Source organism: Micromonospora sp. NBRC 107095 (assembly GCF_030269705.1).
Classification (GTDB): domain Bacteria; phylum Actinomycetota; class Actinomycetes; order Mycobacteriales; family Micromonosporaceae; genus Micromonospora; species Micromonospora parva.
Window position 1 is genome coordinate 102,522 of sequence record NZ_BSTU01000007.1, and the last position, 17,354, is coordinate 119,875.

Sequence of the window (17,354 nt, forward strand, 5' to 3'; positions counted from 1 at the left end):
CCACCAATGTCGGCTTTCTCATCCACTGAGCGGCCTCGATCCAGACCGGACGGTGGTCCGGATCATGGCCATACGGTGCAGGTCAGCGGGGTGGTCGGAAACTCTTTCGCACCGTTTCCCAGTCGGCGGCGGCGCTGGCCCAGTCCTCGTCGAAGGTGATCCAACCCAGCGTCCAGCGGTCCGCGCCGAGGGTCTGCTGGCGGGCGCGCAGCCACCGCCCGTGTGGTGTCTGCCAGCGACACTCCCACTCGGCTGCGCCGTCGCTGGTGGCGAGCCGGATCTCGTCGTACCCGGGCAGGGCCCCCGCCGCGGCTGCCTTGTCGCGAAGGGCCCGCAGCCGCCGCAGCGGGTCGACAGCGCCGCCCTCGGCGACGCTGAAGGCCCGGCCGGTCGCCGGATCCTGGAAGCACGCCACAGTGCCGTCGCGGGAGGTCCACCACGTCGCCGGTACGGAGACCCGGAAGCCGGTGGTGTCGGCGTACCAGATCCAGCCGGGCGGCGGTTGGAACCCGTCGCCCGGGCTCGGGGTGCCGGCCGGCACGGGCGTCCCGACGATGTCCGGGCGGACACAGGCGAACGGGGGTGGGGGAATGCCCCGCCCCCTCGGCAGCGGGCCGGGACCGAGCGGCCCGGCACCCGGCGTCGGAGAGGACCACCCGGTGGTGTCGCCGGGCTTGTCACCGGTGACGGTCAGTGCGGTGCCGACGCCGGCCACCACGGCCACCAGCAGCGCCACGGCGACCACCGCCACCCGACGCGCGGTCCGCCCCGCGGCGGACGGGTCCGGTGCGGGGGAGGCGCCACCGGCTTCCGTTGCGGCCGGTTCGTCGGCCGGGTCGGGCAGCGGAATGGTGGGGTCGAGGTCGTCGGCCGCGGTGCCCGGGTCGACCACCCCCGACGCCGGCCCGTCGGCCGAGGGGCGGTCGGTCGCCGCCGGTGGATCGGCCCGGCCGCCCGCTGCCGCCCTGAGCAACCGACGGGCCGCGTCGTGGTCGAGGCGGTCGTCCGGGTTACGGCGGAGCAGCCCGTGCAGCACCGGCGCGAGCGCGCCGGCGTGCGGGGCCGGGTCCGGCGGACCGGCGGCCAGCGCGCTCAGGGTGGCCATCGCGGTGCTGCGGGCGTACGGGGACTGCCCCTCCACGGCGGCGTGCAGGGTCGCGCCGAGCGACCACAGGTCGGCGGCCACCGAGGACACCCCGTCGGAGGCCCGCTCCGGGGCCACGTACTGCGGGGAGCCGAGGACCATGCCGGGTCGGGTCATTGCGCCGTCGCCACCGTCGAAGGTGGCCAGCCCGAAGTCGGTGAGCATCACCCGCCCGTCGTGCGCCACGAGCACGTTCTGCGGTTTGATGTCGCGGTGCAGCACCCCGGCGCTGTGGGCGGCCTGCAACGCGTCGAGCACTGCCAGACCGATCCGGGCCGCGCGGGCGGGCTTCAGGGGCCCCTCGGCGTCGACGACGTCCTGAAGGGTGCGGGACGGGACGTACTCCATCACGATCCAGGGGCTGTCGTCGACCGCGACCACGTCGTAGAGCCGGACCACGGCGGGGTGGTTGAGCCGGGCCGCGGCCCGCGCCTCCCGCATGGTGCGCGAGCGCACCTCGGCCCGCCCACGATCATCCAACCAACTCGGGGGCACGATCTCCTTGACCGCCACCTCGCGGTGCAGCATCTCGTCGCGGGCGCGCCACACCCGACCCATGCCCCCGCGACCCACCAGGTCGAGCAGTCGGTACCGACCGGCGATCAGCACCTGTGCACGCTCCTCCTCAGCCGCTGTTCGGGCTACACCCTAACCAGCGGATCGGAAGTCACCTATAGGTCATCCGACGTACGTCAGCACGCGGCGTGGTCGGCCCGGGTCAGCAGATTCCCCTCCGGGATGGCGATCCGGGTCCGTCCGCCGGCCAGCCGGGCAGCGGCGCGGCGGGCCTGGACGGGGCCGTGTTCGCGCCGAGCGGTCGCGTAACTGGCGGCGGTGCGGGCCGCGATGGTGGCCCAGCCGTACCGCTCGCCGACCATCGTGCGGGCCCGGCGGGCCAGCCGCCGGGCGAAGACCTCGTCGCCGAGCAGCTGGCCGACCGCGCCGGCGAGCGCGTCCGGGTCACTGTGCGGGAACGTCACCCCGGTCACGCCGGGTTCGACGATCTCCGCGAGACCGCCGGTCCGGGCCACCGCCAGTGGCGCTCCGGCGGCCGCCGCCTCCAGCGCCACCATGCCGAACGGCTCGTAGAGGCTGGGGACCACCGTCGCGTCGGTGGCGCCGAGCATCGCCGGCAGTTGGGTGGCGTCGAGAAACCCGGTGAACCGGACCGTCGCGCTCAGCGCCAGCCGCCGGGCCTCCGCCTCCAACTCGGTGCGGTACGGGCCGTCGCCGGCGATCACCACGCGCAGCCCCGGATGCCGTTCGCGCAGCCGGGGTACGGCATGTACCAGGTGCTGGACACCCTTCTCGTAGACCAGCCGTCCGGCGTACCCGACCAGCGGGCCGTCCCCGGCGAAGCGCGCCCGGGCCGACGCGACAGCTCGGGGACGGGCCCGCCAGGCCCGGTCGTCGACCCCGTTGGGCACCACGTCGACCTGGCTGGCCGGCATGTCGAAGAGCGTGGTCACCTGCTCGCGCATGTACCCCGAACAGGTGATCACCCGGACGGAGGAATTGCTGAGCCAGTGCTCGACGCCGTGGATGGTGCGGTTCATCTCCTCCGGCAGCCATCCCTGGTGCCGACCGGCCTCGGTGGCGTGCATGGTGGTGACCAGGGGCAGATCCAGGTGCTCGGCGAGGGTGACGGCCGTGTGGGCGACGAGCCAGTCGTGGGCGTGGATGACGTCGTAGGTGCCGGCTTCGGTGGCGCGTAGCGCGGTGCGGGTGAGGGTGTGGTTGAAGGCCATCGTCCAGGCCAGCAGTGAGCCGGTGGCGAGCGGGAAGGTGACCGGGTCTTCGGGGGCGCGCAGGATGCGCACGCCCTCGGCGTACTCCTCCAGGGGTGCGCCGTCGCTGTGTCGGGTGACGACGGTGACCTCGTGGCCGGCGGCGGCGAGGGCGACGGAGAGGGCGTGCACGTGTCGGCCGAGACCGCCGACGAGCACCGGCGGGTACTCCCAGGAGAGCATCAGCACCCGCAACTGTCGGGCGGGGTTGATGTCGATCACGTGGGCATCGAGTGACATGCGGCCCCCTTTGAGTTGTCCCCGGGCGCGCGCCGACCGACACCGCATTCGATGTCGTCGTCGCGTCTGGATCGGGGCCAATCCTGCCGGGATCGCGATAACCAGCGGCGACACCACCGTTGCGGTCGTGTAAAGCGCTACTGGCTCTTTCGCCGTACCCGCAGCAGCTCGGCCACCGACCACGCCTGGAACGGGCACCCGGTAGCGGTGTGCGGCGCGAGGCCGTCGGCCGTCTCGCTCACCGAGCCTATCCCATATTCCATCAAATGGGACTCAATGCCGACGAACACGTCATCGACGGACATCTTCCCTCGGCGGGCGGCGTCCACGTACGGGCCGAGCAACCACGGCCACACCGTGCCCTGGTGGTAGCCCCCGTCCCGGTCGGCCGGGCCACCCCGGTGCCGGCCCACGAACTCCGCGGAGTCCGGGGCGAGACTGCGCGGCCCGAGCGGGGTGAGCAACCCGCCCGCGACCCGGCGCAGCGTCGCCTCGTCCGGCTCCATCGGCGCGTACGGCAGCGACCAGGCCAGCAGTTGGTTGGGGCGCAACGCGTCGTCGTCGTGCAGGGCCGCCCCACCCAACGGGTACGCCGGCGCGGGCGCGTCCAGCACGTCGTGCAACCAGCCGGTCGGGGCCGGGAAACGGGCCCGGAACGAGTCGGTGGCCTGCGCGTGGAGTCGCCACAGCCCGTCGGCGTTCCGCCCGGCCAGCTCGGTCAGCTCCGCGAGCCCGGCCAGGCCATTGATCCACAATGCGTTGACCTCGACCGGCTTGCCGGTACGCGGGGTGACCGGCACCCCGTACACCCGGGCGTCCATCCAGGTCAGGGCGGTGCCGGCGGCGCCCTGGGTGAGCAGGCCGTCGGTCGGGTCGACGCGGATCCCGTACCGGGTGCCGGCGACATGAGCGTCGATCACCGTGTGCAGGGCGGGCAGCAACTCGTCGCCGAGGTCGGTGTCGCCGGTGACGGTGACGTGCCGGCTCACCGCGTGCAGGAACCACAGCGTGCCGTCGACGGTGTTGTACTCCACCCGACCGGTGTCGGCAGTGTTGGCGAGCATCCCCTCGGACAGCGTCGCCGCGTACGCCCGCAGCAGGTCCCGCCCCTCGTCGGCGCGCCCGGTGCAGAGGAACAACCCCTCGTACGAGATCATTGTGTCCCGCGACCAGGCCCCGAACCACGGGTACCCGGCCACCACGTCCACCGCCGCGTGCCCGGTGCGCACCACGAACGCGTCGGCGGCCAGTGTCAGGGTCGCCGCCACGTCGTCGGTGGGCTTCGCCGCTGCCACCACCTGCCGGTTGCGCCGTCGGGCCGTCGCCACGATCTCCGTCGCCGGGGGCGGCTCCTCGTCGAGTCGACCGGCCCAGGCCCGCACCGACACGGTGTCACCGGGGCGTTCCAGCTCACCGGAGAAGCGGCCCGCGTACCAGACGTCCTCGTCCGGGTGCAGCCCTCGGTTGGCCTCCTCGCGGTGGTGCACGCCCAGCCACCACTGCCCCTCGGGGGCCCAACCCGGGCCGGCGAGCCGGTACGCGCCCTCGACCACCGCGCCGTCGGCCACCGCCTCGACCTGGGGGATGGGGCCGTCGGCCCGCCGTTCGCCATGCGCGTCCCGCCAGGTGCAGGCGGCCGACAGCTCCAGCCGGACGGGACCACCGGCGACCAGCCGGTGCACCACCGCGACGCAGGAGCGGCCGGGCAGCATGGCCAGCTCCCGTTCGATCACCACGTCGCCGATCCGCCACCGCCACCGGGGCAGCCCGTCGACCAGGTCGAAGCGCTCCAACAGCTCGAAGCCGCGCGGGTCCACGTCACCGGAAGCCCACTCGTGCGCGCCGAGGCGTACCCGCGTGCCGGACGGCAGGGTGACCGCCGGATCGAGACTGACCAGTCCCACCTGGCGGGATGCCGGCGTTTCGCCGGAAACCACCAACAGACCGTGGTAGCGACGGGTGCGCAGCCCGCCGACAGTGCCCATCGCGTAGCCGCCGAGACCGTCGGGGACCAGCCACTCCCGGCTTGCGGCGCTGGTCAGATCGCCGCAGACCTGCGGGCCGAAGTGAATGTCGATCAAGTTTCCTCCACCGGCGGCAAGGTGTAACACGCCACGACGAGAATGGCCGCTGTGGTCAAGTACCGCGGCGACGTCGAAGATGTGCACGTGATCACTGACCGATCGTCCTCCGACGCCTCGCCACCCGACGCTGAGCGGCTCCGGCTCGCCCAGGCCGACTCGGGGGAGCAGGACTGGCGTGCATGGGGTCCCTATCTGTCCGAACGGGCGTGGGGGACGGTACGGGAGGACTACAGCGAGCACGGTACGGCCTGGGACTACTTCCCGCACGACCACGCGCGGTCCAGAGCCTACCGGTGGAATGAAGACGGGATGGCCGGCGTCTGCGACGACCGACAGACCTTCGCGTTCGCCCTCGCCCTCTGGAACGGCAAGGACCCGATCCTCAAGGAGCGGATGTTCGGCCTCGGCGGCGACGGCGGCAACCACGGCGAGGACGTCAAGGAGTACTGGTGGTACGAGGACTCCACGCCCACCCACTCCTGGATGCGCTGGCGCTACCACTACCCGCAGGCCGCCTTCCCGTACGACGAACTCGTCGCGGTGAACGCGTTGCGCGGCCGCGACGACACCGAGTACGAGCTGGTCGACACCGGGATCTTCGACGACGACCGGTACTGGGCGGTGACCGTCGACTACGCCAAGGCGTCCCCGACCGACCTCTGCATGGTGGTGACCGTCGCCAACCGGGGCGACCAGGCGGCCACCCTGCACGTCCTGCCCACCCTGTGGTTCCGTAACACCTGGTCCTGGGGCCTGCCCGGTGGCGACCGGATCCCCCGGCTCACCGGCCAGGGCACCCGGCTCGTCGGCGAGCACCGGGTGCTCGGCCAACTGCTGCTGGAGGGCGACGGCGGCCCCGTGCCACTGGTCTGCGACAACGACACCAACGCCGAACGGCTGTGGGGTCTGCCCGGCCGGTCGAAGTACCCGAAGGACGGCATCAACGACCACGTCGTCAACGGCGCGGCCACCGTCAACCCGGCCCGGGAGGGCACCAAGGGTGCGCTGCACTACGTGCTCGACGTGCCGGCCGGCGAGCAGCGCCAGATCCGGCTGCGACTCACCCGTACCGCGTCGCCGCCGGCCGCCGCGCCGCCGCCCCCGGCCGACCTCAGCGACGGCTTCGAGGCAGTGGTGTGGGCGCGACGGGCCGAGGCGAACCGGTTCTTCGCCGGGGTGATCCCGCCGGCCGCCACCCCCGACGAGGCGCTGGTCGCCCGGCAGGCCATCGCCGGGTTGATGTGGGGCAAGCAGTTCTACCACTTCGACGTCAAGCGGTGGCTGGAAGGTGACCCGGGTTCGACGCCGCCGGCCGGGCGTCGACACGGGCGCAACAGCGCCTGGTGGCACATGACCAGCTTCGACGTCATCTCCATGCCCGACCCGTGGGAATACCCCTGGTACGCGGCCTGGGACCTGGCCTTCCACTGCGTGAGCATCGCCCGGGTCGACCCGACCTTCGCCAAGGACCAGCTCCTGCTCCTGCTCCGCGAGTGGTACCTGCACCCCAACGGCCAGATCCCGGCGTACGAGTGGGCGTTCGGTGACGTGAACCCGCCGGTGCACGCCTGGGCGGCGCTGAAGGTGTTCGAGATCGACGGCGGTCAGGACTACGAGTTCCTGGCCCGGGTGATGCACAAACTGCTGCTCAACTTCACCTGGTGGGTCAACCGCAAGGACACCGGCGGCAACAACGTCTTCGAGGGCGGCTTCCTCGGGCTGGACAACGTCGGGCCGTTCGACCGCTCGGCGGCGTTGCCGGTGGCCGGTGTGCTGGAGCAGTCCGACGGCACCGGCTGGATGGGCATGTACGCGCTCAACCTGCTGGACATCGCGATCGTGCTCGCCGAACACGACCGGACCTGGGTGGACACCGCCACCAAGTTCTTCGAGCACTTCGCCTACATCGCCGCCGCCGCGTACGAGCAGGGGTTGTGGGACGACGAGGACGCCTTCTTCTACGACGTTCTGCGCCTCGCCGACGGCACGAAGGTGCCGCTGAAGGTCCGCTCCGTCGTCGGGCTGCTGCCGCTGGCCGCCACCACCCGGCTCACCGCGAGGACGCTGCACCACCTGCCGGAGCTGGGAGCCCGGCTGCGCTGGTTCCTCACCAACCGCCCGGAGTACGCCCAGGTGATCGGCACCCGCCGGCTCGGCCCCGACGGCCGGCAGCAGCGGCTGCTGTCGATGGTCGGCCCGGAGCAGGTCGTCCGGCTGCTCGCCCGGATGCTCGACCCCGACGAGTTCCTCTCCGAGTTCGGCCTCCGTACGCTGTCCCGCGCGCACCTGGACAAGCCGTTCTCGGTCACCCTCGGTGGGCAGGAGTTCTCCGTCGGCTACGAGCCGGCCGAGTCCACCAGCGGGCTGTTCGGGGGCAACTCGAACTGGCGTGGTCCGATCTGGATGCCGACGAACTTCCTGCTGATCAGCGCGTTGCGGGACTACGCGGCGTTCTTCGGCGACGACCTCCAGGTGGAGTACCCGACCCGCTCCGGAGTAAAGCGCAGTTTGGACGAGATCGCCGACGACCTCTCGGCCCGGCTGATCGCGCTCTTCACCCAGGACGACTGGGGTCGACGCCCGATCTACGGTGCCGCGCAGCTGTTCCAGACCCACCCGGACTGGCGGGACCTGATCGCCTTCCCGGAGTACTTCCACGGCGACAACGGCGCGGGCCTGGGCGCCTGGCACCAGACCGGTTGGACGGCCCTGGTCGTCGACCTCATCCTCACCCTGCGCCGCTGACGTCCTTATGCAGGTCTGCCGGGGGCGGCTGCTGAAAAGTAGCTGAGTGATGCCTCTGCGTATATCGCCCGTTCCTAGCCTCCACCCGACGTGTCTGTCTCCAGACCGGAGGGAAACGGGTGAAGAAGAAATTGCGGGGTCCCCTGATCGGGGGGCTGGCGCTGGCCCTGGTGGCCACGCTGGGCGGGACGGAGGTCCTATCGGACCGCCAACCCGACAGTGCGGATCGCGCGGCGAGCGCCGCGGAGGACGACGGTTTCCTCTCCAGGGTCGGGAAGGCCGCCGAAAGTCTGGTGGGTGGTGGCGAGTCGGACCGGGCCAGGCCCGAGGCGGTCAGCGCCGCGTTGGCGGTTCACGAACAGCCGCCGCCGGCCAAGGCATGGCCGCCGCAGAAGCGGGTCAAGGAGCTGACCGGTAAGCGCACCGCGAACAGCCGCGTCTACCAGCTCTCCGATGGGCGCACCCAGGCGGAGATCTCCGCGGTGCCGCTGCACTACAAGGACTCCAAGGGTCGATTCCAGACGATCGACACCACGGTCAAGCCCACCAACGACAAGGGCTACGTCCAGGGCAACCGGACCAACACCTTCACCAGCCTCTTCGGTGACAGCTCGAAGGAACTGGTCCGCTTCGAGCGGGACGGCCGCAGCATCGAGCTGGGCCTGGCCGGGGCCGCCAAGGGCGTGAGCCCGACGGTCACCGGTTCGACGGTCACCTACCGGGGCCTGGCCGGCGGTGCGGACGTCGTCTACGACGTCACCGCCACCGCCCTCAAGGAGAAGATTGTGCTGCGCAAGGCCCCCACCGGGCCGGTGTCGTACACGTTCACCCTCGACACGGCGGGCCTCACCGCGCAGCAGCGCCAGGACGGCTCCATCGCCTTCGTGGGTCCGAACGGCGATGAGCCGGTCTTCGTGATGCCGGCGCCGTTCATGTACGACGACAAGGACGACGCGTCGTCGCCGCACGGCAAGGTGTGGAGCGACAAGGTCTCCCAGCGCGTGCAGCAGGTGTACGGGCAGACGACGGTCACGGTGTCCGCGGACGCCGCGTGGCTGGCCGACCCCGCCCGGGCCTACCCGGTGGTGATCGACCCGACCATCAAGATCCAGCCGGTGCCGCAGGACGCCCAGGACGTGGCGATCTATTCGGGTGCCACCTCCACCAACTACAACTCCAGCTACCAGTTGCCGGTCGGAACGACGTCGACGGCCGCCTGGCGTTCGCTGCTGAAGTTCGACCTGGACCAGATCCCGGCGAACACGCCGATCGACGACGCCCAGCTCCAGCTCTACTACTCGCAGACCCACACGGACTGGGCCTACGACGTGCCGATGCAGGCGCACCGGGTGACCGCGGACTGGACCGAGGGCAGCGCGACGTGGGCGAGCATGAACGCCAACATCGCCGGTGCGCCGGCGGCCAACACGGTCACCAAGGACGACGGCGACGCCGGCACCTCGGTGACCGGATCGTGGCCGTACTCCACCAACACCACGTTGGCGCCGAAGGGGATCAACGGCGACTACAAGTACCACGCCAGCAGCCTCTCGACGGACACCCACACCTGGGTGCCGACCATCACCGAGTCGGGCAACTACCAGGTCGAGGTCCACTACGTAGGCGAGTCGGACCGGCCGTCGAACGCCCCCTACACGGTGTACTACTCGGGCGGGTCGAAGAAGTACACGGTGGATCAGACCACCCCGACCGCTGCCGGCAAATGGCTGACGCTGGGCACGCATCCGTTCGTGGCGGGCACCACCGGCAAGGTGGTCCTCAACGGCGTGCCGGGCACCACCGCCAACGCCGACGCGGTGCGGTTCACCAAGGCCGGCGCGGTGAAGCAGTACGCCAAGTCCAGCGTGTGGAACTCCTTCCCGGTACGCAACGTGGTGCAGGAGTGGGTCAACGGCACGGCCAACTACGGGTTCATGGTCAAGGCCCTGGACGAGGCAACCAAGGGCCGTGGTGGGCCGATCTACGAGGCTTCGGAGTACGCCTACAACAACGACCGCCGGGACTTCAACCTCCCGAAGCTGGTCGTGACGTACGGCCGGCAGGGTGTCACGGTGAATCCCCCGACGACGATCGCGGCGACGGGTGCGCTGCTGGACTGGCCGGCGTACGCCGACCCGTCCACGTCGACCGGTGACGACATCGTCGAATACCAGGTGCACCGCAGCATCCACCAGAACTTCGTCCCGTCGGCGACGACGTTGATCGCCCCGGTCTCCACCGGCACGCGGACGTACCAGGACACCACGGCGGTGCCGACGGCGGCGGACAACACCGACCCGATGGCCCGGAAGTTCTACTACTACATGGTCGCGGTGAAGACCCGCGACGGGCAGCTGCTCGCCGGCCCGACGCAGCAGGCGATGCTGCCGAAGGCGGGACAGATCACCCGGATCTACCGCACCGGCCAGACCGACACGACCCTGTCGGCGGGACGGCCGACGGAGAACGTGGACGTCTACGACGGTGACCCGTACGTCAGCCCGGGCAACAACTCGCCGTACTACGGCGACACCCGCGGCCTGGTCAAGTTCCCGACCCTGACCGGCATCCCGGCCGACGCCAAGATCGTGAACTCCGAGCTGCGGATGTACAACACGTACCTGTACCCGGGCACGGACACCGACGAGTACGTCGACGTCTACAAGCTCAAGCGCGCCTTCAACGAGACGTCGGCAACCTGGAACAGCTACGACGGCACCAACGCGTGGACCACCGCCGGTGGCGACTACGACACCGCGTGGAAGGCCAGCTTCAACGGGTTCACCAACGACCCGGAGTGGGAGACCTGGGACGTCACCACCGCGGTCGACGGCTGGGTGAAGACCCCGGCCAGCAACTACGGCCTGCTGCTGCGCCAGCGCGACGAGGCGAACCAGACCGCGCGGGCGATGCTGCTGTCCTCCGAGGGCGCCGAGCCGCTGCTGCGGCCGACGTTGGAGGTCACCTACCTGGAGCAGACCGCGGAGTCGACCTACTACGCGGCTGCCACGCCGACGCTCACCACGCCGAACACGACGTACAGCGTGCCGGTGACCCTGTCGAACCCGACGCTGGCCGCCTGGAACCCGACCGACTGGGAGCTGGCGTACGACTGGAAGCGGGCCGACGGCACCACCGACGGCGCCGACACCACCTACGAGCTGAAGACGCCGCTGCCCAAGAGCATCCCGGCCGGTGGCACCGTCGACGTGGCCGCGCAGGTGAAGACCCCGCCGTCGTCGACGGAGGGGAACAAGCGCACCGACTACGTGCTGCAGTGGGACCTACGCAACAAGCTGACCACCAAGAAGCTGTCGGAGACCGTCCCGGCGATCACGCCGCTGCCGCAGAACGTGGCGGTGGAGGAGCCCACCTCGGACCAGTTGGGTCTGGAGAAGTTCTACTCGTACGCGGGGAAGAACACCGGTGCCGGCGGCACCCTGATGAACAACCTGTACGCCGGCAACACCGTCTGGTCGTACGACGCGCTGAGCAACCCGTCGCGGGGCCTGTCGACGTTCGTCCGGATGTCCTACAACTCGTTGGACACCTCCGACACCGTCGCCGGGTACGGCTGGTCGTTGCAGGCGTCGTCGCTGATGCGGCTGGGCAGCCCGCTGGACTTCCACCCCAACCCGAACCCCACCAAGATCACCATGACCGATGGTGACGGCACCAGCCACTGGTTCACCTGGGACTCGGCGACCTCCACGTGGAAGAGCCCGAAGGGCGTGCACCTCTACCTGGAGAAGGTCACCACCTCGGACTGCAAGCCGAACACGCAGGAGCCGAGGGCCTGGCGGCTGACCAAGCCGGACCGCACGCAGTTCTACTACGACTGCGAGGGCTTCCTCTCCAGCACGGTGGACAAGAACGGCAACACGATGACGTTCACCTACGAGGAGCGGAAGTCGAACAACAAACCGACCAAGTTCCTCCGGTACATCACCGACGCGGCCGGCCGGAAGACCCTGACGATCGACTACTACGCCAAGGGCCAGTCGTTCGACTACATCAACGACACCACCTGGGCCCGGGTGTCCGGGGCGACCAACCTGACCAACCCGAAGATCATCGACCACATCTCGCAGATCACCGACATCTCCGGTCGGAAGCTGACCTTCACCTACACGGACAAGGGTCTGCTCGGCGAGCTGATCGACGGGTACGGCTCCAGCGGCACCATGGGTGCGCCGAAGACGTTCAAGTTCGCCTACGACATGACGCAGGGGAACAAGAACGTCAAGCTGGTCAAGGTCACCGACCCGCGGAACAACGCCACCGAGCTGCAGTACTTCTCGCCGTCCGCCGGGGACGACCCGACGTGGCACTGGCGGACCAAGCACTACACCGACCGGCTCGACCAGGCCAACCTGACCCAGTTCGCCTACGTCGACCCGGACGCCACCAGCAACATCCGCACGACGGTCACCGACGCGGAGAACCACTCCACCGTCTACCTCCAGGACGGCTACGGCCGGCCGATCGAGACCACCAACGCGAAGAACCAGACCACCAAGCTCGAGTGGGACGGCGACCACAACGTCACCAAGCTCACCGAGGACAACCAGGCCGTATCGACCTGGGCGTACGACGCCAAGACCGGCTACCCGACGGAGATCAGGGACGCCGAGGCGGTCAAGAACGGCACGCCGGGCACGGTGCTGACCTACCAGCGTCAGCTCAACGGCTACGTCGCCGACCTCACCGAGAAGACCAGCCCCGAGGGGCGCAAATGGATCTTCAGCTACGAGGCCGACGGTGACCTGGCGAGCGTCACCGACCCGATTGGCACCTCCACCGCTACGGTCGGCGACTACACCACCTACAACACCTACGACGCGTTCGGGCAGCTCGACACCGCGAAGGACGCCAACGGCAACAGCACCAAGTACAGCCGGTACGACGCCAACGGCTACCCGCAGACGATCACGGACGCCCTGACCAGGGCGACCACCTTCGTCTACGACGTACGCGGCCAGGTCACCCAGGTCACCGACGCGCTGGGCAAGAACACCACCCAGGCGTACGACACCTTCGGCCGTCCGTTGGAGAGCAAAACCCCGAAGGACCAGGCCGCCGGGGTGTACATCACCACTCCGGCGCCTACCTACGACGTGAACGACAACGTCACCCAGTCGACTGCGCCGAACGGGGCCGTCTCCACGGCCTTCTACGACGCCGCCGACCAGCTCAGCTGGACAAAGGCACCGGTCGACGTGGCCGGCGACCCGGAGCGCAAGACGTCGTTCACGTACGACAAGGTCGGCAACCTGCGCACCACGACCGAGCCGAAGGGCAATCTCCCGGAGGCGAACCCGGCCGACTACCGGACGACGAACGCGTACGACGAGATCTACCAGCTGGTTTCGGTGACGAACGCCAAGGGCGACAAGATCACCTACCAGTACGACAACGTCGGCAACGTGGAGAAGGTGGTGGACCCGCGTAAGAACGCGACCACCGACACCCTCGACTACACGTCGACGATGACGTACGACCTTGCACACCGGGTCACGAAGACCACGGACGCGCTGGGCAAGGTCATCGGCAGCACCTATGACAAGGACGGCCTGGTCACCGGCAGCACCGACCAGCTCGGCAACACCACGCTGACGACCCTTGACCGGCGAGGCAAGCCGACCGAGGTCAAGGTGCCGTACCAGAACGTCTCCGGCACCATCTCGTACCGGGTTACCAAGTACGAGTACGACCAGGTGGGCAACACGACCAAGGTCATCAGTCCGCGGGGTGTGGCGACCACCGACGACCCGGACGACTTCGCCCAGGTCACGGTCTACGACGCGCTGAACCGGGTGAAGGAGACCCAGTCGGCGTACGACAAGGACGACGCCCGCTACAACGCCGCCGACAAGACCACCTACACGTACGACGAGGTGGGCCGACTGGCGACGTTGTCCGCGCCACCGTCGGCGGGGCAGTCGGTGCGTAACGACACCACCTACAGCTACTACGACAACGGGTGGACGAAGTCCTCCTCGGACCCGTGGGACATCGTCACCTCGTACGACTACAGCGAGCTGGGCGCGCAGACGGCCCGGACGCTGACGTCGGCGGGCGGCTCCTCCAACCGGACCATGAACTGGTCGTACTTCCCCGACGGAAAGCTGAAGGCCCGCTCGGACGACGGTGTGCCGGTGGGCAAGCACGTGGTGCTGGTCGACAACTCCGAGTTCAACAACACCACCGCGACGGGCACCTGGCCGACGGCCAACACGGCCACCAACAGGTACGGCATCGACTACGCCACCCACGCGGCGGGCACCGGCACCAACGTGTTCACCTGGCAGTTGAACGTGCCCCAGTCGGGCAGCTACCAGGTGTACGCCCGCTTCCCGGCGGTGTCCGGGGCGGCGACCGACGCGAAGTACACGGTCACCTCCAGCGCGGGCGCGACGGTGAAGACGGTCAACCAGACCGCCGGCGCCGGTACCTGGGTGAGCCTCGGCTCGTACAGCTTCGCCGAGGGCAACGCCCAGAAGGTGACGCTGTCGGACCAGGCCACCGGCACGGTCGTCGCCGACGCGGTGAAGCTGGTCCGGGACAACGCGGCGGACGTCGACAACGAGAAGCACGACTACAGCTACCGGTACGACGCCAACGGCAACCTGACCACGATCACGGACGCCTCCCCGGGCACCCGGGTGGACAGCTACGCGGTGACGTACACGAAGCTGAACCAGGTCGACAAGGTCACCGAGTCGAAGTCGGGCGCGGTGGTGAACTCGACGTCGTTCACCTACAACGAGAACAGCGCGCCGCTGACCACCGATCACGACAAGCAGTACGCGTCCTACGCGTACGACGAGCGTGACCTGGTGTCGAAGGTGACCAACGGCAAGTCGGCCGCCGACACGTCGGCGAAGGTGACGACGTACACCTACACCGACCGGGGCGAGAAGCTCAAGGAGGTCAAGGGCAACGGCAACACCGTCGACTACTCGTACTTCCTCGACGGGCTGTTGAAGTCCCAGACGGAGAAGAAGCCCAACGCGACTCTGGTCTCCGAGTCGATCCTCGACTACGACCTCAACGGCAACCGGTCGCACGACGTCACCAAGAAGATGAACGCCGACAACCACGGCGCTTATCTGAGCACCACCAGTGACTTCACCTACGACCCGCGGGACCGGTTGGCGTCGCTGACGAAGACCGGTGACGGCGCCGGCACGGAAACCTACGTGCACGACGCGAACAACAACGTCACCAGTCAGACGGTGAAGGGCACGTCGACCACGTTCAACTACGAGCGGAACCGGCTACTGACGGCGGTGACCGGGGGTTCGACAGCGTCGTACAACTACGACCCGTTCGGCCGCCTGGACACCGTCACGGCGGCAGGGACCGTGATCGAGCGGAATGTGTACGACGGGTTCGACCACGTGGTCGAGAACCGGAAGAACAACGGCACCAGCACCTCGACGACGAAGTACACCTTCGACCCGATGGACCGCACGACGACCAAGACCACGGACGTCGGCGGTGCCAAGGCGAAGACCACCACGTTCAGCTACCTTGGTATGTCCGGTGAGGTCCTGGACGAAGAGGTCGCCGGGAAGCTGACCAAGTCCTACCAGTACTCGCCGTGGGGCCAGCGACTGTCGCAGGTCACCCACAAGGATGACGGGACGGATGAGGCGGCGTATTACGGGTACAACCCGCACTCTGACGTGGAGCAGCTGACCGACGGCACCGGCAACACGAAGGCCACGTATGGATACACCGCGTACGGCAAGAACAACGAGGCCGAGTTCACCGGCATCGACAAGCCCGACGCTGCGGACCCGACCAAGGAGTCGTACAACGCCTACCGCTTCAACGCCAAGCGGTGGGATCAGAATTCTGATTCCTACGACATGGGTTTCCGTGACTACAGCCCGGGCCTAAACCGGTTCTTGTCTCGCGACAGTTACGGCGGTGCCCTGGCTGATATGCACCTGGCTCTGGACCCCTGGAACAACAACCGGTACGCCTTCGCCGGAGGAAACCCCATTTCCAACGTCGAGATAGATGGTCACGGCTTTGGCGACATTATCGCCGCAGGCGCGGCAATCGTTGCCAGTGCGGTAGATTCGGCCTCGAAGACCTTTCTCGGAGAAGATGCCGAGGTTCCCGGGGATCCCATCGCCGAGCAACTCCGGCATACAGATACTGTCCGGCAGGCAGCTGGACAGGCTGGTGTTGACCCCCGAACCGTTATGGCCCTCCTGCTTAAGGAGGGAAATTTGCGCGCAATAGGTGGAGGGGCGGCGAAGGACGCGGAAGGGCTTCAGGTGGGGCTCGCTCGGTTCGGTCTGTATCCGGGGACGCCCTCCATCGGAATGGCGCAAATGCAGGAGCAGACCTTTAACGAGACCAAGGTTAACTATCCCGAGGTGTTCGCGGGACGTGAGTGGAGCGAGATGATCGAGGACGATGAGCTCGCGATCACCGCGATGGCCTACCACGTGAAGGACCTTGAGGAGCGGTTAGGCACGGTTGGCAACAAGTCCAGCCTGCGGACCGATGAACTGGTCGCCATCGGGTATAATCAGGGTGGAGAAAATATGGAGAAATTCGCACTGACGGGCAGTCCGCCCAATCCTCAATCGGCGAGTGATGCGGAGAATTATCTGAATGGGCAGTTCGGACGTCCTGGTTATAACTTCTTCCGCACCGTCGCGGTTACGGGCATGTCTCTCGGTCCTGCGCAGCCATGTTACGAATGCCTGATCATGTGACTGCCCAGATTGCTCGCTGGGTCTTGCTGGCCTCCTGCCTCGCGATGGCAGCTGCAACCGCCGCCTGCCAAACCTCCGGCCGTCCCGATGCCCAGGTCATTCGCTGTTCGGACGGCGTTACGATCAAGGGACGCGAGCCGGTCAACCGGTATGACGATCACACCTGGCTCGGAATAGGATTCGTCGGGCAGCCGTCCGCGGATCCCGTGAAAGACGTCCAGGTTACGGATCCAGCAAGCAGCATTGATCTGGCCGTTGTACGCGACGTGCCCAGTGGTCCTTATGTGACAATCGCGGAGGGAACACTGGAAATTGCAGGTGAGACATGCTCGTTAAACGTCAAGAGGTTGAAATCTGGATTGGCGCCTCCGGCTCATCTGGGAGTCCCCGAGGCTCAAGTCCGGTCCGTTGAGGACGGGCAGAAAGAAGTGATCGTCCTAATGGTCGGACCGGGTCCTGCCTGACGGCAGGGGCGGATCCGCCGCAGGGAGGATCATGTCAAGAAGGTGGTGGCGCACTGGAGGTGCGCCACCACCTTTGGCAGTCGTTTGTCGCCGCCTTCAGGAATTCTTGTCGCGCGAAGAGCCTCGAAGGAAGCAGGTAGTCTGCTGTT

The 17,354-nt window shown here is 68.3% G+C and carries 6 protein-coding genes; 3 read left to right on the top strand and 3 right to left on the bottom strand.

Translation table 11 applies throughout. From position 1 onward, the window contains the following. Nucleotides 1-82 precede the first annotated feature (82 nt). The 3 genes from QSK15_RS29015 to QSK15_RS29025 all read right to left on the bottom strand — a co-directional run bounded on the left by QSK15_RS29015 (nt 83) and on the right by QSK15_RS29025 (nt 5,252). Nucleotides 83-1,753: a serine/threonine-protein kinase gene (locus QSK15_RS29015; RefSeq protein ID WP_285797226.1), complete on the bottom strand. Its 1,671-nt coding sequence runs from the start codon at nt 1,751-1,753 to the stop codon at nt 83-85. Nucleotides 1,754-1,836: 83 nt separating this feature from the next. Next, complete coding sequence (locus QSK15_RS29020) at nt 1,837-3,171, bottom strand: glycosyltransferase family 4 protein (protein WP_285797227.1); 1,335 nt, start codon at nt 3,169-3,171, stop codon at nt 1,837-1,839. 137 nt (nt 3,172-3,308) lie between these two features. Beyond that, nucleotides 3,309-5,252 carry an amylo-alpha-1,6-glucosidase gene (locus QSK15_RS29025; RefSeq protein WP_285797228.1) on the bottom strand — a complete coding sequence of 648 codons (1,944 nt, stop codon included), beginning with the start codon at nt 5,250-5,252 and terminating at the stop codon, nt 3,309-3,311. A gap of 42 nt (nt 5,253-5,294) precedes the next feature. On the opposite strand from QSK15_RS29025, the gene QSK15_RS29030 reads away from it, so the two are divergent. The 3 genes from QSK15_RS29030 to QSK15_RS29040 all read left to right on the top strand — a co-directional run bounded on the left by QSK15_RS29030 (nt 5,295) and on the right by QSK15_RS29040 (nt 17,205). Continuing rightward, entirely contained in the window at nt 5,295-8,000 is a 2,706-nt protein-coding gene (locus QSK15_RS29030) for an MGH1-like glycoside hydrolase domain-containing protein (protein WP_285797229.1), read from the top strand. Nucleotides 8,001-8,119: 119 nt separating this feature from the next. After that, nucleotides 8,120-16,741 carry a golvesin C-terminal-like domain-containing protein gene (locus QSK15_RS29035; protein ID WP_285797230.1) on the top strand — a complete coding sequence of 2,874 codons (8,622 nt, stop codon included), beginning with the start codon at nt 8,120-8,122 and terminating at the stop codon, nt 16,739-16,741. Beyond that, a complete protein-coding gene (locus tag QSK15_RS29040) occupies nt 16,726-17,205 on the top strand; it encodes a hypothetical protein (RefSeq protein WP_285797231.1) in 480 nt (159 codons plus the stop codon). Before QSK15_RS29035 ends, QSK15_RS29040 begins: the two co-directional genes overlap by 16 nt. Nucleotides 17,206-17,354 lie beyond the last annotated feature (149 nt).